The 23,110-nt window shown below is 45.1% G+C and carries 27 protein-coding genes, 1 tRNA gene and 1 pseudogene; 12 read left to right on the top strand and 17 right to left on the bottom strand.

Annotated features, from left to right (window positions below; genetic code table 11):
• Positions 1–112: 112 nt before the first annotated feature.
• From DW083_RS16120 to DW083_RS16080, 9 genes are all read left to right on the top strand, one after another.
• Positions 113–349, top strand: coding sequence for a hypothetical protein (locus tag DW083_RS16120; RefSeq protein ID WP_122333063.1), 237 nt, complete (start codon positions 113–115; stop codon positions 347–349).
• A 402-nt stretch (positions 350–751) separates the two neighbouring features.
• Complete coding sequence (locus tag DW083_RS16115; RefSeq protein WP_122333062.1) at positions 752–1,849, top strand: tyrosine-protein phosphatase; 1,098 nt, start codon at positions 752–754, stop codon at positions 1,847–1,849.
• A gap of 149 nt (positions 1,850–1,998) precedes the next feature.
• On the top strand, positions 1,999–3,543 hold the full coding sequence (locus tag DW083_RS16110; protein WP_122333061.1) for an acyl-CoA carboxylase subunit beta: 1,545 nt from the start codon (positions 1,999–2,001) through the stop codon (positions 3,541–3,543).
• 13 nt (positions 3,544–3,556) lie between these two features.
• Entirely contained in the window at positions 3,557–5,068 is a 1,512-nt protein-coding gene (accC, locus tag DW083_RS16105) for an acetyl-CoA carboxylase biotin carboxylase subunit (protein WP_115500492.1), read from the top strand.
• A gap of 12 nt (positions 5,069–5,080) precedes the next feature.
• Positions 5,081–5,608: an acetyl-CoA carboxylase biotin carboxyl carrier protein subunit gene (locus DW083_RS16100; protein ID WP_122333060.1), complete on the top strand. Its 528-nt coding sequence runs from the start codon at positions 5,081–5,083 to the stop codon at positions 5,606–5,608.
• Between the two features lie 270 nt (positions 5,609–5,878).
• Positions 5,879–6,583: a hypothetical protein gene (locus tag DW083_RS16095; protein WP_122333059.1), complete on the top strand. Its 705-nt coding sequence runs from the start codon at positions 5,879–5,881 to the stop codon at positions 6,581–6,583.
• Positions 6,520–7,542, top strand: a complete 1,023-nt coding sequence (locus tag DW083_RS16090) for a T9SS type A sorting domain-containing protein (RefSeq protein WP_122333058.1) — start codon at positions 6,520–6,522, stop codon at positions 7,540–7,542. The genes DW083_RS16095 and DW083_RS16090 overlap by 64 nt, the downstream gene beginning before the upstream one ends.
• A 171-nt stretch (positions 7,543–7,713) precedes the next feature.
• Positions 7,714–8,007 (top strand): nucleotidyltransferase family protein, encoded by a 294-nt coding sequence (locus tag DW083_RS16085; protein ID WP_115500495.1) that lies wholly within the window; start codon positions 7,714–7,716, stop codon positions 8,005–8,007.
• The gene (locus DW083_RS16080; protein ID WP_115500496.1) at positions 7,991–8,371 is read left to right on the top strand and encodes a DUF86 domain-containing protein; all 381 of its coding nucleotides are present in this window, start codon (positions 7,991–7,993) and stop codon (positions 8,369–8,371) included. The genes DW083_RS16085 and DW083_RS16080 overlap by 17 nt, the downstream gene beginning before the upstream one ends.
• 40 nt (positions 8,372–8,411) lie before the next feature.
• Here the strand turns inward: DW083_RS16080 and DW083_RS16075 are convergent, their stop codons facing one another.
• From DW083_RS16075 to DW083_RS16055, 5 genes are all read right to left on the bottom strand, one after another.
• The gene (locus tag DW083_RS16075; RefSeq protein ID WP_122333057.1) at positions 8,412–9,497 is read right to left on the bottom strand and encodes an LptF/LptG family permease; all 1,086 of its coding nucleotides are present in this window, start codon (positions 9,495–9,497) and stop codon (positions 8,412–8,414) included.
• 12 nt (positions 9,498–9,509) lie between these two features.
• The gene (gene tgt, locus DW083_RS16070; protein ID WP_122333056.1) at positions 9,510–10,640 is read right to left on the bottom strand and encodes a tRNA guanosine(34) transglycosylase Tgt; all 1,131 of its coding nucleotides are present in this window, start codon (positions 10,638–10,640) and stop codon (positions 9,510–9,512) included.
• 59 nt (positions 10,641–10,699) lie between these two features.
• Positions 10,700–11,551 carry a hypothetical protein gene (locus DW083_RS16065; protein WP_122333055.1) on the bottom strand — a complete coding sequence of 284 codons (852 nt, stop codon included), beginning with the start codon at positions 11,549–11,551 and terminating at the stop codon, positions 10,700–10,702.
• Between the two features lie 110 nt (positions 11,552–11,661).
• Positions 11,662–13,257, bottom strand: a complete 1,596-nt coding sequence (locus tag DW083_RS16060) for a 4Fe-4S binding protein (RefSeq protein ID WP_122333054.1) — start codon at positions 13,255–13,257, stop codon at positions 11,662–11,664.
• Positions 13,257–14,189, bottom strand: coding sequence for a DUF362 domain-containing protein (locus DW083_RS16055; RefSeq protein WP_122333053.1), 933 nt, complete (start codon positions 14,187–14,189; stop codon positions 13,257–13,259). Before DW083_RS16055 ends, DW083_RS16060 begins: the two co-directional genes overlap by 1 nt.
• 98 nt (positions 14,190–14,287) lie before the next feature.
• Here DW083_RS16055 and DW083_RS16050 point away from each other — a divergent pair, with 98 nt between their 5' ends.
• On the top strand, positions 14,288–15,082 hold the full coding sequence (locus tag DW083_RS16050) for a hypothetical protein (RefSeq protein WP_115500502.1): 795 nt from the start codon (positions 14,288–14,290) through the stop codon (positions 15,080–15,082).
• Between the two features lie 3 nt (positions 15,083–15,085).
• Here the strand turns inward: DW083_RS16050 and DW083_RS16045 are convergent, their stop codons facing one another.
• A complete protein-coding gene (locus tag DW083_RS16045; RefSeq protein ID WP_115500503.1) occupies positions 15,086–15,310 on the bottom strand; it encodes a (4Fe-4S)-binding protein in 225 nt (74 codons plus the stop codon).
• A gap of 13 nt (positions 15,311–15,323) precedes the next feature.
• The gene (locus DW083_RS16040) at positions 15,324–15,626 is read right to left on the bottom strand and encodes a GNAT family N-acetyltransferase (RefSeq protein ID WP_199659186.1); all 303 of its coding nucleotides are present in this window, start codon (positions 15,624–15,626) and stop codon (positions 15,324–15,326) included.
• A 230-nt stretch (positions 15,627–15,856) separates the two neighbouring features.
• Here DW083_RS16040 and DW083_RS16035 point away from each other — a divergent pair, with 230 nt between their 5' ends.
• On the top strand, positions 15,857–16,081 hold the full coding sequence (locus DW083_RS16035) for a winged helix-turn-helix domain-containing protein (protein WP_115500505.1): 225 nt from the start codon (positions 15,857–15,859) through the stop codon (positions 16,079–16,081).
• A gap of 88 nt (positions 16,082–16,169) precedes the next feature.
• Here the strand turns inward: DW083_RS16035 and DW083_RS16030 are convergent.
• A tRNA-Ser gene (locus tag DW083_RS16030) sits at positions 16,170–16,254 on the bottom strand.
• Between the two features lie 196 nt (positions 16,255–16,450).
• Between DW083_RS16030 and DW083_RS16025 the strand changes: the two are divergent.
• Positions 16,451–16,741, top strand: a pseudogene (locus tag DW083_RS16025) (thioredoxin family protein); the annotation flags it as partial.
• Positions 16,742–16,838: 97 nt separating this feature from the next.
• On the opposite strand, the gene DW083_RS16020 reads toward DW083_RS16025, so the two are convergent.
• The 9 genes from DW083_RS16020 to DW083_RS22130 form a co-directional block, all read right to left on the bottom strand.
• Entirely contained in the window at positions 16,839–17,120 is a 282-nt protein-coding gene (locus DW083_RS16020) for a hypothetical protein (protein ID WP_233552245.1), read from the bottom strand.
• A gap of 95 nt (positions 17,121–17,215) precedes the next feature.
• Complete coding sequence (locus DW083_RS16015; RefSeq protein ID WP_147382148.1) at positions 17,216–19,402, bottom strand: hypothetical protein; 2,187 nt, start codon at positions 19,400–19,402, stop codon at positions 17,216–17,218.
• The gene (locus tag DW083_RS16010) at positions 19,327–19,842 is read right to left on the bottom strand and encodes a hypothetical protein (RefSeq protein ID WP_122333050.1); all 516 of its coding nucleotides are present in this window, start codon (positions 19,840–19,842) and stop codon (positions 19,327–19,329) included. Before DW083_RS16010 ends, DW083_RS16015 begins: the two co-directional genes overlap by 76 nt.
• On the bottom strand, positions 19,812–20,591 hold the full coding sequence (locus tag DW083_RS16005; RefSeq protein ID WP_122333049.1) for a hypothetical protein: 780 nt from the start codon (positions 20,589–20,591) through the stop codon (positions 19,812–19,814). Before DW083_RS16005 ends, DW083_RS16010 begins: the two co-directional genes overlap by 31 nt.
• 333 nt (positions 20,592–20,924) lie before the next feature.
• On the bottom strand, positions 20,925–21,107 hold the full coding sequence (locus DW083_RS23030) for a hypothetical protein (RefSeq protein WP_233552244.1): 183 nt from the start codon (positions 21,105–21,107) through the stop codon (positions 20,925–20,927).
• Between the two features lie 246 nt (positions 21,108–21,353).
• Positions 21,354–21,998, bottom strand: coding sequence for a hypothetical protein (locus DW083_RS15990; RefSeq protein WP_122333047.1), 645 nt, complete (start codon positions 21,996–21,998; stop codon positions 21,354–21,356).
• A 27-nt stretch (positions 21,999–22,025) separates the two neighbouring features.
• The gene (locus DW083_RS15985) at positions 22,026–22,214 is read right to left on the bottom strand and encodes a hypothetical protein (protein WP_122333046.1); all 189 of its coding nucleotides are present in this window, start codon (positions 22,212–22,214) and stop codon (positions 22,026–22,028) included.
• A gap of 1 nt (position 22,215) precedes the next feature.
• A complete protein-coding gene (locus tag DW083_RS15980; protein ID WP_122333045.1) occupies positions 22,216–22,872 on the bottom strand; it encodes a LamG domain-containing protein in 657 nt (218 codons plus the stop codon).
• The coding region (locus tag DW083_RS22130; protein WP_158582124.1) for a hypothetical protein at positions 22,869–23,110 on the bottom strand (242 nt) is incomplete at its 5' end. The genes DW083_RS22130 and DW083_RS15980, both read right to left, overlap by 4 nt.

Below are 23,110 nucleotides of genomic sequence, written 5' to 3'. Positions count from 1 at the left end.
AAAATGTATTTTTCCGACTTGAAAGACATCCGAAGCTAAACAAATGTTAATCCTCTTTTCGGCCGTCAAAAAGGGACTTTTTCCTCTTTTTTGAGCGTTCTCCGCCACAAAGATGACCTTTATTTCATTTTTCTGGTACTTTATCGCCCTGAAGACGGTCGTTGTACCCTATGAAGACGGTCGCCATCCTGATGAAGACGGTCGCGAGGGCGATGAAGACGGTCGTCGTGGCGACAAGCTTCTGGAACTTCTTTTGGAATATTTGGAACGCCGTCCGTTTTGTTTTGAAATATTCGATTCTCCGGGAGTTAAGGTTTATCACTTTGCCGGTGTTTCCGGTTTTCAGTAATCAAATTGCACGCTTTTTGGAGTGGGCTTAGCACCTCATTTTATCTATTGTTATCCGATCAGGTTAAAATCATGAAAAGAGTCAATCCAAAATCGATCAAGATTTCGGACGAAATAGAAAAATGGCCGAAATGGGGGTTATTGTATATTCTTCAAGTTTGCTTTTTCTTTTCATTGGCATATTGACATATTATCTAAATGATATTTAACATCTAAAAGAACGGAAACTGTGACGGGGGATAATGAAGCATTTGAATTTTAAATATTCAATCCTAAAAGCCTGGCAGATTGAGGAACGGGATATGCCTGTTTATTCATAATAATGTATAAGGACACCTTTTTTGAGGCTCACTTTTAATCCCTAACTTCACCCGCTATTAATGTTGAATTAAAAAAGATTTTTATGAAAAAAGGTGTATTTTGTTATGCTATGGCATCACTTTGTATTGTATCTGTTATGTCGTCCTGCGATGATGATGACGATAATAAACTTGCGCCCGGTTATTCCGGCAAGGATATAAGCGGACAGGTGGAGCTTGTGCGTGATGCTAAAACCAAGAAAGCGGTTTTGAATGTTTCTACCGATAATGCCTGGCAATTATATGCGGGAACGGCTGAGGATGATATCGATTTAAGTGCACCTTATCTGGATGGAAGCGGGAAAGGAACTTTCGACGTGGACGCAGATACGAAGACGAGGTCCCTTTTCCTGTTTACGACCTCGGAAGGGCAGGGATTCGTGGCCGAAAAACACTTGCCGATGGAGGGCGGATATAACTTCCGTGATTTGGGAGGTATCAAGAACAGCGAAGGGCGGTTTGTGAAATGGGGAAAAATCTTCCGGACCGATGAAATGAATAAGTTGACCGATGAGGACTTGGCCTATTTGGCCAGCACCGGCCTGAAAACGGTTGTCGATTTTCGTACGGAAGCCGAAAAGAAAGGCGGTATGGGAGGTATGATACCGGAAGCATACGACAAGAATCCTTCGACTGTCGAAAAGACATATGAGTTGCCGATCAATGCCGGTAATATCTTTTCGGACGAAGTCATCGGCTATATAAGCGGTGGAGCGACAGCCGAACAACTGGAACCGATCATGGTCAGGACGTACGAGGAAATCGTGAGCGTGGATGAATATGTCGATATGCTGAAACAATTCTTTACGTATGTGCAGAATGAAAACTGCCTGCCGCTGAGCTACCATTGTTCCGCCGGAAAAGACCGTACGGGAGTGGCAACGATGCTTATCCTCTCCGCTCTTGGCGTGGACAAGGCGACGATTATGAATGACTATATGTTCAGCAAAGAATGTATTGCCGGGAAATATGACCGGTATGTCGCCATGCTTCCCGCTATCGCTCCGTTGGTGACGGTAAAAGAAAACTACCTGAATGCTGCTTATGATAAGATTACGGAGAAATATGGTTCGGTGGATAAGTTCCTGACCGAAACCTTGCAGATCGATATTCAAAAGATGAAAGATTTATATCTGTATTGATATAGGCATTTGCTCTTCTCTTTCCTGGGAAAAGGCGTGTTGTAATAAATATTACTTATCAGGTGATAGATAAATCCTATCCTTGCATCTGATAATAAGTAATATATAAATGATTACATTGCACAAAACACAATTAAACCGGAAATCCCATGAAAGAGAAAATTGATCAGTTAGAGGCTCTCAACCATCAGGCGGAATTAGGTGGCGGAGAAGACCGGATCGCGAAGCAACATGCGGCAGGAAAGCTGACTGCACGTGAACGTATTGAACTGCTCCTTGAAAAAGGCAGTTTCGTCGAAGTAGACAAGTTTGTCACCCATCGGTGCACCGAGTTCGGACTCGAGAAACAGCGTCCGCTGGGCGATGGGGTCGTGACAGGCTACGGGATGATAGGTAAGCGTACCGTCTTTGTCTTTGCCCAGGACTTCACGGTCTTTGGCGGTGCATTGTCGGAAACATATGCGCGTAAGATTTGCAAGATTATGGATATGGCCATGCAGTTGGGGGCCCCGGTGATCGGGCTGAACGACTCCGGCGGGGCGCGTATCCAGGAAGGAGTCCGTTCGTTGGCGGGGTATGCGGAGATATTCCTGCGTAATTCCCTTGCTTCGGGCGTGATCCCGCAGATCAGCGCTATCATGGGCCCGTGTGCCGGGGGAGCGGTCTATTCGCCCGCGCTGACTGATTTTATCTTTATGGTGAAAGATTCCAGCTATATGTTCATCACCGGACCGGAAGTGGTGAAGAGTGTGACGCAGGAAGAGGTGACAATGAACGATCTGGGAGGTTCGGAAGTGCACAGCACGAAATCCGGCGTGGCCCATTTCACGGCGGATAACGACATGGAGTGCGTCATGAAGATACGTGAACTGATGTCGTTCCTGCCGAACAATAATATGGAAGAACCTCCCTTCGTCCCGACGACCGACAGCGCCAACCGTATCGACGAACAGTTGAACAACCTGGTTCCTACCAATCCGAACCAGCCCTACGACATGAAAGACCTGATCGTGTCGGTGGCAGACGATAATAACTTTTTTGAAGTACAGGAAGAGTATGCCCGTAATATCCTGGTCGGCTATATCCGCCTGAACGGGAAGACGATCGGGGTGGTGGCTAACCAGCCGGCTGCCCTGGCAGGGACGCTCGATATCAATGCGTCGGTGAAGGCGGCCCGTTTCGTCCGTTTCTGCGATGCGTTCAATATCCCGCTGCTGACGTTTGTGGATGTACCCGGATTCCTGCCGGGCGTGAACCAGGAGTATGAGGGGATTATCCGTCATGGTGCCAAACTGCTGTATGCCTATTGCGAGGCGACTGTCCCGAAAGTGACCGTTATCACACGCAAAGCCTATGGAGGCGCCTACGATGTGATGAGCTCTAAACATATCCGGGGCGATATCAATTTTGCCTATCCGACAGCCGAGATTGCTGTGATGGGCCCCGACGGCGCCGTCAATATCCTGTTCCGCAAAGAACTAAAAAAGGCGGAAGACGTAGAGAAGAAACGTAAAGAATTGCAGGACGACTACCGCGAGAAATTCGCCAATCCTTACCGGGCGGCCGAGTTGGGATATGTGGACGAAATTATCGAACCTTCGGTGACCCGCCCGCGCCTGATCCGTAGCTTCGAGTTGTTAGCTAACAAACGGCAGTCCAATCCGCCGAAGAAACATTCCAATCTTCCACTTTAAAACGCAGCCAGTTATGATTAAGAAAGTATTAGTAGCCAACCGCGGCGAGATCGCCATGCGTATCTTTCGTACCTGCCGCGTGATGAATATCCCCACCGTCGCCATTTATACGCACGTCGACCGGGGTGCCCTGCATGTCCGCTATGCAGAAGAAGCCTACTGCATCTCCGAGGATGCAGCCGACACTTCTTACCTGAAGCCGGAACTGATCCTCTCGATAGCCAAAAAGACCGGCGCCGCTATCCATCCGGGTTACGGTTTCCTGTCGGAGAATGCCGATTTTGCCCGCCGTTGTGAGGAGGAAGGCGTCATTTTTATCGGGCCGAGCGCCGACGTGATCGCCCGTATGGGGGTCAAGACGGAAGCCCGTAAGATAATGGCCGCTGCCGGTGTCCCGATCGTTCCGGGGACGGAGGAACCTGTCGCCGGCCTGGAAGAAGCCCGCCGTGTGGCGCTCGAAGTCGGTTACCCGATCATGCTCAAGGCGCTTGCCGGAGGGGGTGGAAAGGGAATGCGCCTGGTCCGCGATGAAACGGGGCTGGATGAAGCCTTCCGTCTTTCCCGCTCGGAAGCCGCCAACTCGTTTGGCAATGACGCGATTTATATAGAGAAATACATCGAGCATCCGCATCACATCGAGGTGCAGGTGTTGGGTGACAAATATGGGAACGTGATCCACCTCTACGACCGCGAGTGCTCGATCCAGCGCCGTAACCAGAAGGTGATCGAAGAAGCTCCTTCGCCTTTCGTGAAAGACGAGACGCGGCAGAAAATGTTGGCCGTGGCCGTCGAAGCCTGCCGCAAGATCGGTTATTACAGTGCCGGGACGCTCGAGTTTATGATGGATAAGGACCAGAATTTCTATTTCTTAGAGATGAACACCCGCCTGCAGGTCGAACATTCCGTGACGGAAGAATGCACCGGTGTCGACCTGGTGCGCGACATGATCCTGGTCGCATCCGGCAGCCCGCTTCCCTATAAGCAGGAAGACATCGAGTTTCGCGGGGCGGCCATCGAATGCCGTATCTATGCCGAAGACCCGGAGAACAATTTCATGCCTTCGCCCGGCATCATCAAGGTGCGCGAGGCTCCCGAGGGACGTAATGTCCGCCTGGACAGCGCCGCCTACGCCGGCTTCGAGGTATCCCTGCACTACGACCCGATGATCGCCAAGCTATGCGCCTGGGGGCGTAACCGCGAGTCGGCGATCTCCAATATGGTGCGTGCCCTCCGTGAATATAAGATTTTGGGAATCAAGACGACCATTCCGTTCCACCAGCGTGTGCTGCATAACGAGACATTCCTTTCCGGCAACTACGACACGACCTTCATCGATACCAAGTTCGACAAGGAAGACCTGAAACGCCGCCAGAACAATGACCCGCTTGTAGCCGTGATCGCTGCCGCTATCAAACATTTCGAGCAGGAGAAAGAGGCTGCTGCACGGGCAACAACTGTTCCTCTCGTAGGCGAATCTCTGTGGAAGTATTACGGCAAGTTACAGATGACTGCCAATAATTATTAAGGAGGATTTATTATGTCAGCAAAAGCATTAGCGACTTATTTCGCAACAGTAAACGATATACCCGATACCGAGTTTAAGGTGGAAATCCTGGAAGACGGTCCGGTTAAGAAAGTCTCCGTCAACGGAAAGATATACGAGGTGGATTATAACATGGGAGGCGACACGATCCATTCCATCATCCTGAACCATAAATCGCATGGCGTACAGATCTCGAACACTGGTGTCGACACGTATGAAGTGAAGAATAAAGGCGACCTGTTCCAGGTCCAGGTAATCGACGAATTGAAGAAGATGCGCCAGTCCCGCATCCGCTCGCAGGCTGCCGGACGCCAGGTGATCACAGCCCAGATGCCGGGTGTCATCCTCCGCGTCCACGTCAAACCGGGCGAGGAGGTGACGGCAGGCACTCCGCTCTGTGTCCTCGTCGCCATGAAGATGGAGAATGAGATCCGCAGCCCGATCGACGGTGTCGTAAAAGAAGTCTACATCGCCGATGGCGACAAGGTTGCCGTAAACGATAAGATGTTGGTAGTAGAATAGTTTTTTGTTCATTTTGCAATTTTTCATGGTGGTAAAAGGGAGTTTCTGCGAAGATTCTCCCTTTTTTGAATTTAAGGGGCAGTAGCGCTTGATTGCTAATGAAATATTGTTTGGACAGAGTTGTCTATTTTTAAGATTGTACAGGCTGTTTTTGCGGAAATATTAAGATTAACTTTTTTATCGTTGCTTAAGTTGTAAGTATTCTTTAGTTTTGTCACCAATCCGAACCTTGAACACAAGGTTCTATGTTTAATTAAAAAAGATGACTTTATGAAGAAAATTTTTACTTCGATTAGTATGGCGCTATGCCTTGCTGCGTCTTCCTTTACTACCTCTGCGCAGACAGTGCAGTTGAGCGAAGCTCAGAAAAAACAGATACAGAAAGAAGTTCTGCCTGTCGTATTCGAACAGATCAAAGAACAAGCAGGTCTTGACATCTTAGGATTGGCACAGCCACAGTTGACATCCGATTTTATCGGAAGTTTGCCTATTTTTAATGCACAAAGCGGTTTACGGGCAGATGCGACTGATCCGTTCAAGTTGCAAGTGGACAGTATCATAATTAGTACTGCTGCTATTCCTGGTATTCCCGCCTTCATCGCTCCTATACTTGGGGAGAAACTGAAAGTGGAATTTTCGGACTTCAAGACAACCACGATTCCAATGGTAAGTATGTTCATAGGACGTGACTTAAAGATCGAGCTGCCGGGTACTATCAAAGCTGGGGCATTGGCAGAGATTAATATCACAACCACTGGTAAAGATGGCGATTTGGCTCCGTTTACAATGACTATGACAATGTCTTTGTTAGGAGGTGCTGCTACGCCGTTGTTGGAATACTCCATGATCCAGAATCCGACGACTTCTTTGCTTGAGGCATCGTTGGATATCCAGGAAGGAATGAGAGCCTTATGGGAATGTTGTCACCGGCCGAGCCTGGACAGCCTGAGACGCCGGCTATGGATTTCCTGGTAACGATGAATCCTGCCGGCTTCTTTACCGGTGCAATCCCTATGTCGCTCTACGGTATTCTTGAAGCAGATCCTACTGCACAGAGAATCCCGATGGGAGATGCTGCCGTTGCTCTTGATTTCAGCAATCAGCAGATGCCGATTAAATCCATCGGGCTTACTTCTTACGAAAACGCACAGGCTAAAGGATGGCGCGATCTTATGTTCAAGATGGAACAGAAGGACCAGGATCTGGTGCTGACGATCGATAATATGGTATATAGCTCTGCTGATAGGAATGATGCTAAGTTGGCCAATTCAACAATCGTTACGATGACCGATAATACGAAGGATCTGACTTTGAAAGATACGAAGTCTGCCGTACGTTCTGTCATTAACCGCGTTGTTACCGAACTGGCAACAGAAGGTAAGGTTGCCCCCTACAGAATGCTTGTAGAGACAAACCAGGATATGAATGGAGACGGCGTGATTACCGCTGATGAAAAACTTCCGGTGATGGACGTCGAAGTGACTCCGGCTATCGTCGGAACAAACGCTGTTGCCGAAATGAATATCAAATCGTATGCATATGATGAAACAACACATGCTCAGACCGTCACGAATATGACTGTTAATGCAACAGCCGACATGACAAGCGAAATCATTAAAGTCGACGTAATTCCGGAAGGCTCACCAGTTTCGATTGCCAGTGCTTATTTCAAATCGAATGCTTTAGGAATTGTTACAAGTAATGATAATATCGCTGTAAGCGATCTGAAAGTAACGCCTGTAGAAGGTGGCTTGTATATCGCCAACAACGGAAAAGCAACCTATCGCATTATCAATATGACGGGTGCAACTCTTGTTAACGGAACTGTTTCCGGTGATAACGCTTACATCTCTACCTCTTCTTTGGCAAAAGGTATTTATATAATTGTCGTAACTGAAAATGGCGTTAGCCAGTCTGTGAAGTTTGTTCGTTGATCAGTATTTTGATCTGAAATATTTATTTTAATGACGCCGGCTGTCTCTTCGGATTCAGCCGGCGTTACTTTTTTTGCCTCACCCTTTGGGGAGAAATTAGAATCAGTAAAGGTTTTGTGTGTCAAAATAATCCATATATTTGCAATGTAGTATAGTAAAAATATATCGTATATGAAAACAACGCAAGAAATCATACAAATATTAAAGGACTTCAAAATACGCCATGCCAGCCAGTATGGTATTTTGAGGATGGGAATATTTGGGTCTGCCGCGAGAGAAGAGCAGGTAGAAGGTAGCGATGTTGATATATACTATGAAGGGGAATTATCTGGATTGTTTGCATTATCGCATCTGAAAAATGAATTGGAAGAACTATTAGGTTGTAAGGTGGATATTGTACGCTTGAGAGACCGCATGAATCATTTGCTTCGTAAAAGAATAGAACAAGATGGCGTATACATTTGATAAAGATTTAGCTGTTGATACTCTCGAATTAATAAAGGAAACTTTATTAACTGTTATGAGGCGAACATCCCATATCAATACAGTCGATGACTTTTATGCAAGTGAAGTTGGGATGATTCTTTTAGATAGTGTTTGCATGAAGCTGGTTGCTGTTGGGGAAAGTGTTAAAAACTTGGATAAGATAACAAATAAGAGTTTATTAGAAAACTATCCTGAAATCAATTGGAAAGATATCATGGGCATGAGGGATATTATTGTGCATCATTATTTTGATATTGATGCGACAATTGTAGTTGCAACTCTCCGAAATGAAATACCTCAGCTCTATAGAGTAATAGAGCTTATTATTGAGGATTTAATTTGAACTTCACCCAACAAGCATTCCTTTTTCTCTCCTGCCATCTTTACCTCGGCGCCTTCTGATACAAATAAATAGCGATGAACGTGTATAATATATTCGGAATCCAGGCTGCCATGGCAGGGCTGAGGTTGCCGTTGATGGCGAAGGTCGAGGTGACAGTGGTAAAGAGGATATAGGAGAAGCTTAACGCCAGTCCGATACCGATATTCAACCCCATGCCGCCTTTGATCTTGCGCGAGGAAAGAGAGGCTCCTATGGAGGTCAGGATGAAAGCCGCCATAATCGCAGCATATCGTTTGTGATATTCGATCTGGAACGTCTGTATGTTTCCGATACCCCGCTTCTTTTGGCGGTCGATATAGGTCGATAGTTCGGGCGAAGTCATCGTTTCGCAGTCATTCACGGAGATCAGGAAGTCAGAGGGAACGATCGTTAGTGTCGTATCCATACGGCTACCCTGGGTGATGTGTTCGCGCATGCCGTCGAAATCGCGGATCATGTAGTCGATTACCGTCCAATTATAAAGCGAATCGTATTTGATGGACTTTGCTGTCAAACGTGAAATCATCTTCTTATCCTCAAAATGCTCTAAGGAAAAACGGTAGCCCATACCCGAACGTGCGTCATAGCGGTCGAAATAGGCAATTACACCCGGTTCTATCTCCAACTGGGCGGAACGGACATAATCTACTTTTTTGTTTTTGATGTATGTGTTCTGGAAATCGATACGCGTTTCATTGGCCGGAGGGATGATATATGCATTCAGGACGAAGGTACTGAGCGCGATGATCCCTGCCGAAATAGCATACGGCAACATCAACCGCCGGAAACTCATCCCGCTTGCCAGCATTGCGATGATCTCCGAGTTGTCCGCCAGTTTCGACGTGAAAAAGATTACCGCGATGAAGGTGAACAGCGGACTGAACAGGTTCGCGAAGTAGGGAATGAAGTTCATGTAATAGTCGAAGACGATCGCTTTCAGCGGTACGTCCGGACTCAGGAACTTGTCGATCTTCTCATTTATGTCGAACACAACCGAGATAGCGATAATCAGGGCAATAGCAAAGACGTATGTGCCCAGAAACTGCTTGATGATGTACCAGTCTATCCGTTTCAGTTTGAATTTCATGTGACAGCTTTCTTATAACCGGTTTGATAATTGGCGGACCATTTCACTTTTCCAAGTGGTGAAATCGCCGGCAATAATATGTTTACGCGCCTCTTTGACGAGCCACAAGTAAAACGCAAGATTATGGATGGAAGCCAGTTGCAGCCCCAGCATCTCGTTCACCTTGATCAGGTGATGCAGGTAAGCCTTGCTGTAGCGTGTGTCGATTGCCGAATGTGCATCCGGGTCGATAGGAGAGAAGTCGTTCTCCCATTTCTTATTACGCATGTTGATCGTACCGAAACGGGTAAACAGTTGCCCGTTGCGTCCGTTGCGTGTCGGCATGATACAGTCGAACATATCAACACCCCGTTCGATCGATTCGAGGATGTTGATCGGTGTACCGACCCCCATCAGGTAGCGGGGTTTGTCTTTCGGTAGGATTTCGTTGACAACCTCGATCATCTCATACATCTTTTCAGTCGGTTCACCCACTGCCAGTCCGCCGATTGCATTGCCGTCGGCTTCTTTGCGGGCAACGTTTTCGGCTGCTTCCCGGCGCAGATCCGGATAGACACAGCCCTGTACGATCGGGAAGAGGCTCTGCCGGTAGCCGTATTTCGGTTCTGTCGAGTTGAAACGCTCGAAGCAACGATCCAGCCAGCGTTCCGTCAGGCCGAGCGATTTCTTTGCATAATCATAGTCTGCATCGCCGGGGCAACACTCGTCAAAAGCCATAATGATATCTGCTCCGATAATCCGTTGGATATCCATTACTTTCTCGGGCGTAAACATATGTTTGGAGCCGTCGATATGCGAACGGAACATTGCGCCTTCCTCATGCAGTTTACGGTTTTCGGATAGTGAGAACACCTGAAAACCTCCACTGTCGGTCAAGATCGGGCGGTTCCATGTATTGAACTTATGCAGGCCACCGGCTTGTTCCAGTATTTCCAACCCGGGACGGAGATACAGATGGTATGTATTTCCTAAAATAATTTGTGCGTTGATATCTTCTTCCAACTCGGTCATATGCACCCCTTTAACGGTGCCTTGTGTCCCGACCGGCATAAAAATAGGCGTTTCAATTACTCCATGATCAGTGGTAATCAGACCCGCCCTTGCATTTGATTTTGTGTCGTTATGTTGTAATTCGAATTTCATACTGCAAAGAAACTCATAATTCTTCTAAGAAAAAAGAGTTTGCGGGAAAGATAATCCGATCATATATTCAGCGGGCCCGAATTGGAGACAGGTAGGGGGAAAGATGCTTCAATTGTGGGGTCCTGCTCCTGCGAGAATGTTTGATAGAGGTAGATTTCCTCTTTTCCTTCAAAAATCTGGTTTCGGATCGTATAGTACATTTCGAAATTCGTATTCTTCCCCAGGTAGAAAGGACCGGCAGCAATGATATGGAGGTTATAGTGCCCCCGTTTATCCGTACTCTTCGCTTCGAACCGGTGTGAACGGACCTGCTCCCCTTTGGCATCACGAACGAATCCGCTATTGACATAAGCGACATATCTCAATCTTTTCATATCCGAATATTCCCAATCCTTTTCCTTTCCATTAACTGTACGCTTGCATTGGCACGTAAAAGGAATGAAAAATTCACCTCCTTCTTTGGGGATTATGAAGGGGTTCTGTTCGGATTCGATTTTGTATATATATGAGATTTCGGAGGCGGATTGTTTTAGCGCTATTTCTTCTGTTTTTGTCACAGCCCCGTCAAGGACGGAAACAAGAAGAGAGGCCTGCACCAGAGTGTCTGCCTGGTTTTCTTCTACACTGATGTCGAATAATGCGGCAGAAGAGGTGGTGAGTTTGAATTCATCCGACTTAATTGTAGCGGATATTCCGGATTCCGAAACCGGAACCCACTGGTCGGTAGCAATCCCATCCGCATATTTCTGCTTTAATGCAGAGATGGTGAAGGTGCGTTTTTCTCCGATATTCTTGAAAGTTGTTGTGTCGCCTTCAAAGACAATTTTACAATCTGCATACGTGATTTCTTCATTGTCACAAGAGATACAGAAAAACAATAAGACAAATAAGGCAAAACTACATACTTTCATGACGAATGGAATTTATGGTTTACTATTCAATGTGTGGCAAACATAATGAAAAAGCCTCACTTTCGCAAGCGAGGCTTCGTAATATACTGATTTATGAAAATATTCCATCGTCAGAACCCGAAATCGTCAATTTCGACCTCTTTTACCTCTTCTTCTTTCGGCTTTTCGACATATTTATGTTCCACATTCGACTTGACGATAATCGCACGCATCGGACGGACCGGACAAATCGATTCGCATCCGCCACATCCGATACAAAGATCCGGATTGATCTGCGGAATCGTCAACGTCCCTTTGTAGGGAACCATATGCACGGCCTGAGTCGGACAGTGTTCCGCACAGGCGCCACAGTCTTTTTCTTCCGTGTTCACGACACAACGGCCTTTGAAGAAGGTGGCGATGCCGACCTGAGTCGTGACTTTCTCTTCAACGGTCAGCGGTTTGATCGCACCTGTCGGGCATACATCGGAACATACCGTACATTCATAGTTGCAATAACTGCTGATGTAGGCGAGGCGTGGTTTCAGCATATAATCCAAACCGTATTCCAGTCCTGTAGGACGGAGCACCTGGCTTGGACAGCGGACTACACATATCTGGCATCCCGTACATTTGTCTTTGAAACGTTCCAGGCTGATAGAACCCGGCGGGGTGAGGGGCGGCCATTTCTTTCCGCCTTTTCTGTGTTTTTTACCTTTTCCCGCTTCTTCGGCAATGGCCGATACGATAGGCAGGGAAGCGGCTATTGTCGCACCTGTCGCCAGGAATGTACGGCGGCTGTTGGCTGCCGAAGGCTGTTCGATCGGTGACGATTGTGCAGCCAAGACGTCAGCGGTTGCTCCTTCCTGTTTCTTTCCCGGAAGTTGCAGGCGATATTGCAACCCGCTTTTTGCGCAGGATGATACGCAGTTGAAACAGTCCACGCAACGGGATGTGTCGACCGTCAGGCTTTTGCTGTCGATCGCTTCCGCCTTGCAGGTATGTTCGCAGTTTCCGCAATGTGTACAGCTTCCTTTATCGAAAGAGATACGGAAAAGCGAGTAGCGCGAGAAGATGCTCAACAGTGCTCCCACAGGACAGATCGTGTTGCAGAACAGCCGTCCGCGAAAGACTGTCATCACAATAAATACGATTAGTGCGATACTTGCCGCTATCAGACCGGATACCGTAACAGTGCTGATCGTCACATGGAACAAAGAATAGTTGTCCATTTTCATCAGCAGGTCGGCTGCAATATTGTTGCCCCACATCACGACGGGACGGAACAGGCTGGCTGCTATACGTCCGAAATTGCTATACGGATCCAGTAACAGGCATAATCCGCTGAAACCAAGTACCGCCATAATAGCTGTAATTGCTAACAGAATGTAACGTAACCAGTTCATTGGTTTATGATAGGCAAAACGCCGGATACCTTTTTTCTTCTTCTTCCCGATGCAGAACAGACGGTTGATGATGTCCTGCAATACTCCTGCCGGACATATCACAGAGCAATAAATACGTCCGAATACCAGCGCCAGCAGGAAATGGAACACGATGAGCCCGATCATTCCGCCCAACAGCGCCGGCATCAGTTGCAGATGCAGCAACTTGTGTATGTCGCCCGGTAAAACTCCAGAGAAATCGACAAAGAACAGAAGTATGGGTACGAAAAACAGGATTGCGAGCAGTACCCTCAATCCTTTTAGATAATTCGGTTTCTTCATCAGATCTTAATACGTTTGATGTTTATTTTTTTCAGATCGGTAGAACCTAATTTCAACTCTTCACCTTTGCCCAAGTGCCCAACTGCATCCATATCTAACTTTTTCACCTGGTTGAACAACGCGAGGGCAGCCGTATCAGCAGCAACAATGTTAGGAGATACGATCATTGATTTCAAGGTAGCCACGTCGGCTGCGCTTTTTCCTTGCGGACCGTTCTGGTGCATCATGCGGTAAGCGTCTACGATGTGCAGAACCGGTTTTTTCTGCCAGGTACAGATATCGGCGATACATTGCTGCAAATCGTTCTGGTGGAAGAAACGACGGTCCCATACGATACCCATCATGTTTTTCATCGCGCATGAGAGTTTGGCCCCTCCGTGATTTTTCAAGATAGGAACGTTGATCCAAGCGTCTGCTTCGATCAGTGATTCATGTATCTTGGCATTTTTCAGTGTTACACCTCCGGGGATGGCCACTTCTTTGAAATACTTTTCGTCGTTGCCCGGCATGATGATACCGCCGGCTTCTTTTACGGCTGCAGCAATACCGCTTGTTTCGTAGCATTTCTGCCAGTTGTCGCAGGTATGATCGAATACGGTTACCTTTTCCGCTCCCGCTTCGAAGCATTTCTTTACGAGCGCTTTTATCAGTTGAGGATTTGTATTTCCTGCCAATTCAGGCGTACGGTCCCATCCGATATTTGGTTTGATAACTACTTTTTGTCCTTTTTTGATATATTTATTAATGCCACCAAGAGCTTCTAATGCTTTGTCGAGCATTACTTCTGGCTCTCCACCCATCACTGCGACCAAGTCCGGGGCCTGTTCTACTGCAACAGTATTAGACGAAAGGGCAGCCTGTAGTCCTTCAAAATTCAAAGATAAAGCAGCACCTGCTACAACACTGGTCTTTAAGAAATCACGACGTTTCATTTTGTTCAATTGGTTTTATGTAGTTTATAAATGTTTAAACAAAGATAGATAATCTCTTATATAATCCGTATATTTGACCTCGAAAAAAAATATAAAAGATGGATTTATATTCCTATGTTTCAGTAGAATCCTTTGTCCGGGGATGCCAACTTTCCCAGACACCCTGTTCTTTCAGCCTTCGGGTTCCTAATTTGATGTATCGTTTGCCGGAGCAGGAAATAGGCTATGGCCTGTCTCTTCTTCGTCGTGCAATCGTTTTGTATGAAGAGCAAAAAGGAATCGGCGCGGAGCATAGTAAGCGTGAAATTCCTTTTTTCAGGACAAACCGCCGGATGCTGATCGGGCCGGAAATGGAAATGTATGCCCTTCCTGTATATCAGAGTCCGGAAATACCTTCAGGGTTGAAACAGGGAAAGAGTCCGTATCTGCGGTTGACTTTCGATTATGGTGCGATAGGAGAATATAGTTTGTCTGACGACAAATATTTGCTTCAGTGTAAATATAATGAGGAAGAAAATTTGAAGACTTTTGTCTCGCAGATGGAACGGGAGTACGATAAATTCTTTTACGACGAAGAACATACCGGGTTTACGCGGGATTCCCGCCTCTTTTCGATGCTTTGTAATGCCTGTCTCGAAGTACGGGAACCTTGTTTTGCATCCGAACAGGAGTGGCGGATCGTGCAGTTTTGCGATCCGGTTAATGCCGGATATGATTTTACGGATGGCGATCTGGTCCCTTATGTCGACTATACGATACCATTCGATTGTCTCCGTCAGATTGCTTTGCAGAACCGGGCGGAGAACAATTTGACTTACAGTGCCCTGGCTGGTTTTCTCCAGCGCATGGGGCTGGCTCCCGAGCGTTATCTGGAAGGGATGCAGGAGGAGTAATTGCTACTCCTCTTTTTTATCCAGCTTGTAGCTTAATGCGCCCGAAGGACATTTCCCGATCTGGTTGATCAGTTCTTCGGTTGTCGCATTTTCAATTTTGATCCAGGGACGTTCTTTGGGGTTATACACCTTCGGTAACATCTTAACGCAGATCCCGGCGTGCTGGCAAAGGTCAGGTTGCCAGACAATGGTGAGTTCACCATTTGAATACTCATGAATTTTTCCCATACTCTTTTTCTTATTACCCTATATTAATACCTCTCATAATTAAACTTTTCCATTCCGGGTGCTTTTGTATGTACCCGGCTACAAAAGGACACATCGGAACCAGACGGAGTTTCCGTTTCTCTATTTCCGTGAGTACTTTTTTTACCAATTGGCTACCGACACCTTTCCCTTCCAGTTCTATCGGAACTTCCGTGTGGGTCAAGTAGATCTCGCCGTTCTTCGATATGATATATTCGATCAGCGGTTTGTACTTGCCGATATGAAACTCAAATTGTTTCTCTTCGGTGTTGTCTATAAGTTCATAATCTTCCATCATGTATTTGTTTTAATTGATGTTTGGTTTTATTTAGAACAACAGATACAAAGATTTTGTTTTATGGAGACGAAGATTTGTAAGGCGTTAATCCTTTTTTCTTCATTTTAATGTTGATTTACACAGTTTTATAGAACTATTTTGGGTGTAGAATTGTTCAATTTTTAAAGCGAAAAGTATTTGGCTTTCTTAAGAAATGGTGAGGAATAATTTACATTTAAAAGCAAAGTATTATGAACAAGAACGATGTTGTTTCAGAGGCCGGTCAGATCTGGTCTTTGTTATCGGAAAGAAAGACTCTCTCTGTTGAAAAGATAGGTGAGATGACTCATCGTCAAGAGTCTTTGGTTTGTTTGGCTTTAGGATGGTTAGTCAAGGAAAAGAAAGTGCGCTTGGTAGAAAAAAGCGGTGTGCTGCATGCTGAATTGAATATTTCGATTCCAGAAATGTATTACTAAAATTGAACAGCAGTCTTTTTGATAAGATTCCTGAAAAATAGAAAAGCCTGCAAACGATTAATCTGCAGGCCTTCCGATTTTTGTTTTGCGGAGAAAGAGGGATTCGAACCCCCGGAACCTCTCGGTTCAACGGTTTTCAAGACCGCCGCAATCGACCACTCTGCCATCTCTCCAATATATTTTGCAACAGTATTTTTTTTTTCTATTGCGGTGCAAAGGTAGTGATTATTTTGGAATATCCTATTTTTTGCGCTGATATTTTTTATTTATGAGCTCATACTTTTCTTTTAACCACAGGGATTGAACGTTTGTGGTTTTTTATTGTTATTTTTGTAGGTAGTAATAATTAAATATAGTAACGAGGTTTATATGAGAAATTTGAAAAGTCTATTGATGGTGGCTATGGCGCTGATTTTGGTTAGTTGTTCCATGTCTGCAAAACCTGAAAAGAATGAAACAGAAAAGGCGGCTGCATCGGGGGAAGTGGTTGTCTTAAATAAGGCGGACTTTCTGACGAAAGTATATAATTACGAAAAGAATCAGACGCAATGGGTGTATGAGGGAAACAAACCTGCAATTATAGATTTCTATGCAGACTGGTGTGGGCCTTGCAAGCGTGTGTCTCCGATCCTGAAAGAACTGTATAATTGGCAAAACGACGGGTACAACTTTTTGGAACGAAAAGTACAAAAATAAAATGGCGCTTAAACATCGTGCAAAGTCTGTTTAAACGCCATTTTATTAATAGACATTCTACTTACTCAGTAGGGGTTTCTTCCTTTAGCGGTTCATCCAGAATTTTTACATACGTCGGCATTGTAAATTCCGAGAACATACCGTTTTGATCTATGAACTCAATACGTTCTTTGAGGTATGCAAGCTCTTCATCCGTTAGTTCAATACTTGTTTCGTCTGAAATGGCAGATGCGTCAGTAAAGCCGATATTTATCTGGCCACCTCCCAAGTCTTTAACAACAATTCGTTTCTGATCAACTTCCGAAATGGAAATCTTACGATCAATCGATATTTTCAGTTCCATGTTTTTTCTCGTGTCAAACTGTGGTAACACGGTGTTGAGTATTAATACTCGGTCTTTTAATGTTAAGTTCATATCTTTTTCCGTCTATGAGATTTTTAAAATTTATCAGTATCCAGATCAACTGACCTTGGATAAGAGCATGCGACACAAATACCATTATCAAATACAAACCAAGTGTCACTATTGTTAATACGATATGCACCTTTCAATCCACCTCTGATATTACCTTTCGGGCTTTTGGTAAAGTAACCATCCGAGTAGATATAGCCGTCAAACCATCCAGCCCAAACGGTATCTCCCGCAGGATAAGAAGGAGACGTTTTACTGGAACCGTAGATTGCCGCTGACCCAGGAGCACGCCCAACCGCTTTCACGCCAAATCTACCTTGCGTAGAAGCTCCGAATGCAACATCCAACAAACCATCATTATTATTACCATATCCAAGCTTAATGGTACGGGATGTATCTCCAAAATAGTCGCGTCCTTCCCATACCAGGCGATTGTTGATTATCTCAAAGTAGCCAATCCTGCCACCTGTCATATAAGCCATACCGTTTTGCGTAACTCGGAACGGGGCGCTTTCAGGAGTCGAGCTACCAGCCCAGAAACGGACAGAGGTTGCGGCTGTACCAACTCCTGTAAGTCCGGCCATGTTATTCTGTAGGCGAATAGCCGTTTTTGCAATCACCTCTCCAGCGTTAGAGACTTGAAATGTCGGGTTGTCTTTCGTCCCACCACACCAGAGCCGGATCGGTCCATCGGCGCGCATCCCGGCGGTTGACCCAAACGTAAGGAATCCTAAAGCCGTCACTATGCCACGGTCGATTGCGACTTGTGTATTACCATCGATATCGGCTTTTTGCCAATCCGAAGGGTTGTAGCTTGATCCTGCGGACCGAGATGTCTTGCAGATGAACATGCTGCTTCCAGCCGTCCCATACGTGATCCACTGGTCACCCACGTCGTACGGAGGACGTGGGGTTGATGTGAATACACGACGTTTACTGTCTGCTTTCACGTCGGCGGCTTCTGCTATAGCTCTGGCTGCTGCGACTGCTGCCGGATCGACGATTTCCCGCCAAACGTTGGAAGATGGACCAACATACGTTTGCAAGACTCCGGTCGATGTGTTATACCACATATCCCCGACGTGTTCGGGTTCCGTCCCGGACGGCCAGCTATTCCAGGGATTGGACGATTGGTAGTAGGTATCGATCTTTCCATCTATTTGGTTCTGGAGATTGTCTTTGACTGAATTAAGCAAGTCTTTCGTTCCATAGACGGACAGGTCAGGCTTGTCGGTAATATTATTATAGCCAGACGCGGACTTGAATACGAACTTTCCCCCGAACTCTCCTTGTGCAACATTGAAATAGGTCTGTCCATCCGGACTCACAATCATGCCTACTGTTATGCGTCCCGGTAGGATTTCGGTAAAACCATAAACTGTGACAAAACTCCGTTCACTCTCGTATTCACTTGATAAAGCCCCTGTCAAGAAGTAATAATACCCATCGCCTGGGTCCATCTTATAGGGAGTCTTGCTTAATAGGAATGATCCTGTTGTTCCGGACTTACTGCATTTAGAATAGAGATACATCGCATTAGTTTCGTCCAAAGGCGGTGACACGTAAGCCGACATGTTCCAGTATTTATATTCAGATGCGGTATGAGAAGAGGACAATTTAGATACTCCAAGTGTCATGTGCTGCAATATTCCTGCCGGAATAGTAAAAACCTTTGTTTGCTGATTGTATTTAAAATCAGGATATATTTCCGACGGATTTGTCTTGCTGTTGACGAAACGAAACTGAAGGCTTTCGTCACCGACCAGCATCGCCATCGTCTGGATCGTGATCGGGTTGATAGCAGCACTGAATCCAGATATGGCGGCTTCCAGCATGGACAATGCTTCAACAGCATCGCGATAACGGCGTTTAGTAAAAGACAAGACATTATTATGCCGTTCTTCCTCCTTTACCTCATTACCTTCAAGTTTACCGAGATCGGAAGACAGAAAGCCGGCAACGGGTGTGTTTGACAGTTCCAATTCCGGGCTATGGGGATTGTTGATATAGTCCTTTATACCAGTGATCCGGATCGGTAGACCGTCTGGTTGGAACTGTGTATCGCTAAATAGTATATAACTGCCAGGTTGTAGTTTTCCGCCGATTTCCAGCCATTTCTTTTTCGCCCATATCCCGTCTAATTCCCCTTTAAAGGAGAAACTCTCTTCTTCATTCTCATACATGTATTGGACAGCTTCACGGAACATCTCCATGATGCCCCGGATTTACTTTTATTGTCACAAACATAGGCATCAGGAAGCGATATGTTGAAAATGGCATATGTGTCACCAACGGCAGGCTTGAATGTTTCATTGGGCATGATTGTACCATCAATTTCTTGCGGAACAATTTTAAATCTGCGCTCTGTATGGACATAGCCAGTCAAGGCATCATCTGTTTGTTCAAGATCAAATTCCTTTCCGGTCATGATTCCACTTTGGAAGATGATCGTTGCTTTTTCTCCCGCAATTCGACATTGGGAATAATCTAAGACATCTGGAATAGTGTTGTCTTTGATGTCGTAAAAATTCTTCTCAGCATCTACCACAATGACTTCACTGATCGTTCCTACGCGTGACGGATAAATATTGGAAGCATCGTATCCGTCCTCATTGTGATCTATTAGTTCCCTATCGGCACGTGTGATAAACATACCATCGGCATCAGTCTTATAGCGTCTGCCTGATACTCCAGTTCTTGGCTTTTTGGCAATAATAAGGTAGAACTTCCGTAAGCTGCCACATCAATATTCCGATCTCCACCTTGTACATATAATATAGTAACAGGGGCTTTCTCGCCCTGGTTTTGGCGGCCAAGGCCTATTTTAAAACCATTACCTTTACCGTATGACAGCGGAAGTGGATCATCCTTAAAACGTTCAACTTTACCGAAGTTCACCGTTTTACCGACAAATTCGAACTCTGTGTTCCATTCATCAGCAAACCGGTTAATGACTTCCATACAAGATTCATGATTAAATGCCAAAGCCTTCTCGCTTGCATCGATACAGGTTCCCAGCGTCCAACCACTGTCATGCAGATTCAAGTTGTCGATAAGAAGTTGCATGAACATACGCGGTTTAGCTGTCAGTGGAAACTTCAATTTATGAGGCTTGCCGGAGAGTAGCTTGTATTTCGTCCGGTTCAGCAATTCCCACCAACCATCAAACACGACGGTATATTCCAGGTTGCGCTCTCCATGTTTGGTCAAGTTTTCCGGTTTCCAGAGTGTATAGCGTTGTCCTTGGAAATCTATATAACTATAGGTAGGAATTTCGATATGCTCTGTTAGAGAAAAGTAAAGATAGACTTTATCTCCTTGCTTGATGGCCCGGTAGCGATAACTTGTATCATCAGCCTGAATATCAAGGATAATCGCATTATTTTTATCGTATATAATCATGTATCAATACTATTACTGTTGTGATTAAAGCTGTTAAAGAAGCTATCTCTACCCAGAACATCGGACGTGTACGGATAAAGTCTATAATGAGAGTTTGTGAAACATGCCGTATCATGTACCAAATTGTATAAATTATATATACTGCCCAGACTGGCATTAATACCCACCAGAATGGAGTAAGCGCAATCCATACCTGCGAACAGATCAGCATTACGGCTGCCGAAGTACAATGTACTTTATTTATCCACTCATTTTTAAAGTCTGGGGCAAGACCTACGCCAAGTAAGCCGGCGCAAGCTACAATTGCCAGCAACTTCATTGCGAACGTTGTACTTAAAGCCAGATTACAGGGAACAGGAACATCGCGGCCAGAGTCATACAAGCACCAAATATCAGCTTATGTTCCAAAGTATAGTAAGTTGCACTAATAGAATAGGGAATACCTTTCGTTTTGATACACACTGCAGACGTATAGCCCGCTATCACTATGATAAATAAGATTACTAATGTTGTCATAATATCATGTTCTTTTATTTTATGGCCGAAGCCTATTATTCTATATATATTATTATCGCTCCTTGACATCCATCTCCTCCAATAGAATCATCATGACTTGAACTGAAGGCTGCTCCACCGCCGCCGGCACCAAAGACTGTTCCAGGGAGCCCTCTATTTTGTATAGTGTTATCATTTCCATATCCACCATCTCCGCCTCCGTCAGAGCCGCCTCTGGAAGGTGTTTGAACAGGAAACAGATATGAGCTATTTTGTTATTTGAAAAAATGGCCTCACCATCCAAGTTACATCCGAATTAGCGTAGTAATCCTTGTGATAGTCTGCATCAAGTCTTGAAAAGTAATACCGATATATCCACATATTCGTAGAGCTATATTGAGTAGACGTTTGAATGTTTCGCCATAAACTATTATAATAGTTTTCCATTTGTACACCTCCGACTGCTGCTATAGATGGATTGATCACATTCTTTTGTGATAGCGCAGCAAGTACTTCCCCGCCTCCAGGTAGATACCACTGCTGACCAGCAAGTCCATAATTCCAACAATAGCCAGCTGCATAATTAGAGGCATTGCCAAGGGCGTTGACAATCGCTTTTGTATTACTGTAACCAGCGAAATCATTACCAGCGGTTGATCTTGACGAGGTAGTTGTACATCCAGAGACTAATGTTCCATAACCGCCCCATTTCATGCCCGTTTGGATATTCAAGGCCATTACTCCTATAGTGTTACCTTGTATGTACGCCACAATTCCTATAGCCGTTCCTTTCGATATATTCCATTGCGAAAGAGTTGAATACATCAGCCTATTGTTAGTCAGGTAAACGATATCTCCGACTTGGGCTTTACTCCAATCTGTTTTACCTCCTAATATCGCCCGTCTCTTCATGACTCACTATTTTTGGGATTTGAACTATTACCTTATATCCGGGATGATCACCGTTGTCACACTATCGTTACGCACTACAACTTCGCCCTCTTCGATTTTAGAGGTCGGGAAGTAGTGAGGTACACTGATTGATTGCGCTGCCATGATGAGAGCGCAGGAGACGACTGCCAACAGGGTCAGCAGGTCGGATTTGTTTGATTTGATTGTTGTTTCCATATTAATCTACTTTATATTGTTCTGTGGGTGGAATAAAATCAGATGTCCATCTGGCTACATTCGATATTCTAAACTCGTCATAATAACCTTTACAGTTGCCATCACCACCATCTCTACCCCCGATGCATAATTTATGATTCTTTAAATAAGGCGAATAGCTGCTTTTTGAGGAGAATAATACACCATTTATGAAAATTCGAGTATATCCATCTTTACATGTTATGGCAATATGATTCCAAGAACCATCATTCTTGTAATAATTCAAGAAATTATAAGACACAAATGAGGAATAATTCCCATATCGGATGAAATTTTCATTTATTCCTTGCTCAAGGTTGATCATGAATCCTGTTGTGTCTCTATTGTAATCATCAGAAAATGGTTCCTCATGAGTGTCAATAACAAATGTAAGTTTCATCCAAAAATCAATAGTATAGTTTCCGGATGCCAACAAATCTGCAAACCATTGTTTATCGGTAAAATAAAGATAGCCATTGCGAAAATAAGCCCCACCTGTCCCAAATTTCTTATTGCTTGTATTAATAACAGCACCTGTATTATTCAATACGAAATTGCCTGTCGCATCATTAAAATTACCATCAAAATGAAGCAACAGTAGTGTCTTTCTCTTATTTTCTAACATCAATCGCCGTTTCATACGCCCAGGTCTAAATTGAGTTCAAAAGTCAAGAAATGCGGATAGTTCGCCTTTACGTCGATTTGAGCCAATTCAGCTTCCGACGTAGCGGCATAAGCGGCGGCCTCGTTGCTTGCGCGGCGGTCGTAGGTACGTTTAGCATAGATTTCCAAGTATGGCAAATACTTCATTGCCCAACTGATTGGCACATCGATTGACTGCGGCGGCGTTCCGGTCGTCCAGAGCTTTGTCTTTGTTT

The organism is Parabacteroides sp. AF48-14 (assembly GCF_003477465.1).
GTDB lineage: Bacteria > Bacteroidota > Bacteroidia > Bacteroidales > Tannerellaceae > Parabacteroides > Parabacteroides acidifaciens.
The sequence above is the reverse complement of the archived record's forward strand: the minus strand, read 5'-3'. Positions and strand labels throughout refer to the sequence as shown.

What these genes read in the sequence shown, in the direction of transcription:
- DW083_RS15980 (WP_122333045.1), bottom strand. Translation starts at nt 22,872, where the DNA reads ATGAAACGGCGATTGATGTTAGAAAATAAGAGAAAGACACTACTGTTG.
- DW083_RS16120 (WP_122333063.1), top strand. Translation starts at nt 113, where the DNA reads ATGACCTTTATTTCATTTTTCTGGTACTTTATCGCCCTGAAGACGGTC.
- DW083_RS16090 (WP_122333058.1), top strand. Translation starts at nt 6,520, where the DNA reads ATGGGAATGTTGTCACCGGCCGAGCCTGGACAGCCTGAGACGCCGGCT.
- DW083_RS23030 (WP_233552244.1), bottom strand. Translation starts at nt 21,107, where the DNA reads ATGACAACATTAGTAATCTTATTTATCATAGTGATAGCGGGCTATACG.
- DW083_RS16010 (WP_122333050.1), bottom strand. Translation starts at nt 19,842, where the DNA reads ATGTTTATCACACGTGCCGATAGGGAACTAATAGATCACAATGAGGAC.
- DW083_RS16045 (WP_115500503.1), bottom strand. Translation starts at nt 15,310, where the DNA reads ATGGGAAAAATTCATGAGTATTCAAATGGTGAACTCACCATTGTCTGG.
- DW083_RS16005 (WP_122333049.1), bottom strand. Translation starts at nt 20,591, where the DNA reads ATGATTATATACGATAAAAATAATGCGATTATCCTTGATATTCAGGCT.
- DW083_RS16040 (WP_199659186.1), bottom strand. Translation starts at nt 15,626, where the DNA reads ATGATGGAAGATTATGAACTTATAGACAACACCGAAGAGAAACAATTT.
- DW083_RS16035 (WP_115500505.1), top strand. Translation starts at nt 15,857, where the DNA reads ATGAACAAGAACGATGTTGTTTCAGAGGCCGGTCAGATCTGGTCTTTG.
- DW083_RS16075 (WP_122333057.1), bottom strand. Translation starts at nt 9,497, where the DNA reads ATGAAATTCAAACTGAAACGGATAGACTGGTACATCATCAAGCAGTTT.
- DW083_RS16065 (WP_122333055.1), bottom strand. Translation starts at nt 11,551, where the DNA reads ATGAAAGTATGTAGTTTTGCCTTATTTGTCTTATTGTTTTTCTGTATC.
- DW083_RS15990 (WP_122333047.1), bottom strand. Translation starts at nt 21,998, where the DNA reads ATGAAGAGACGGGCGATATTAGGAGGTAAAACAGATTGGAGTAAAGCC.
- DW083_RS16050 (WP_115500502.1), top strand. Translation starts at nt 14,288, where the DNA reads ATGGATTTATATTCCTATGTTTCAGTAGAATCCTTTGTCCGGGGATGC.
- DW083_RS16100 (WP_122333060.1), top strand. Translation starts at nt 5,081, where the DNA reads ATGTCAGCAAAAGCATTAGCGACTTATTTCGCAACAGTAAACGATATA.
- DW083_RS16095 (WP_122333059.1), top strand. Translation starts at nt 5,879, where the DNA reads ATGAAGAAAATTTTTACTTCGATTAGTATGGCGCTATGCCTTGCTGCG.
- DW083_RS16060 (WP_122333054.1), bottom strand. Translation starts at nt 13,257, where the DNA reads ATGAAGAAACCGAATTATCTAAAAGGATTGAGGGTACTGCTCGCAATC.
- DW083_RS16115 (WP_122333062.1), top strand. Translation starts at nt 752, where the DNA reads ATGAAAAAAGGTGTATTTTGTTATGCTATGGCATCACTTTGTATTGTA.
- DW083_RS15985 (WP_122333046.1), bottom strand. Translation starts at nt 22,214, where the DNA reads ATGGAAACAACAATCAAATCAAACAAATCCGACCTGCTGACCCTGTTG.
- DW083_RS16110 (WP_122333061.1), top strand. Translation starts at nt 1,999, where the DNA reads ATGAAAGAGAAAATTGATCAGTTAGAGGCTCTCAACCATCAGGCGGAA.
- tgt (WP_122333056.1), bottom strand. Translation starts at nt 10,640, where the DNA reads ATGAAATTCGAATTACAACATAACGACACAAAATCAAATGCAAGGGCG.
- DW083_RS16055 (WP_122333053.1), bottom strand. Translation starts at nt 14,189, where the DNA reads ATGAAACGTCGTGATTTCTTAAAGACCAGTGTTGTAGCAGGTGCTGCT.
- DW083_RS16015 (WP_147382148.1), bottom strand. Translation starts at nt 19,402, where the DNA reads ATGGAGATGTTCCGTGAAGCTGTCCAATACATGTATGAGAATGAAGAA.
- DW083_RS16080 (WP_115500496.1), top strand. Translation starts at nt 7,991, where the DNA reads ATGGCGTATACATTTGATAAAGATTTAGCTGTTGATACTCTCGAATTA.
- accC (WP_115500492.1), top strand. Translation starts at nt 3,557, where the DNA reads ATGATTAAGAAAGTATTAGTAGCCAACCGCGGCGAGATCGCCATGCGT.
- DW083_RS16085 (WP_115500495.1), top strand. Translation starts at nt 7,714, where the DNA reads ATGAAAACAACGCAAGAAATCATACAAATATTAAAGGACTTCAAAATA.
- DW083_RS16020 (WP_233552245.1), bottom strand. Translation starts at nt 17,120, where the DNA reads ATGGAACTGAAAATATCGATTGATCGTAAGATTTCCATTTCGGAAGTT.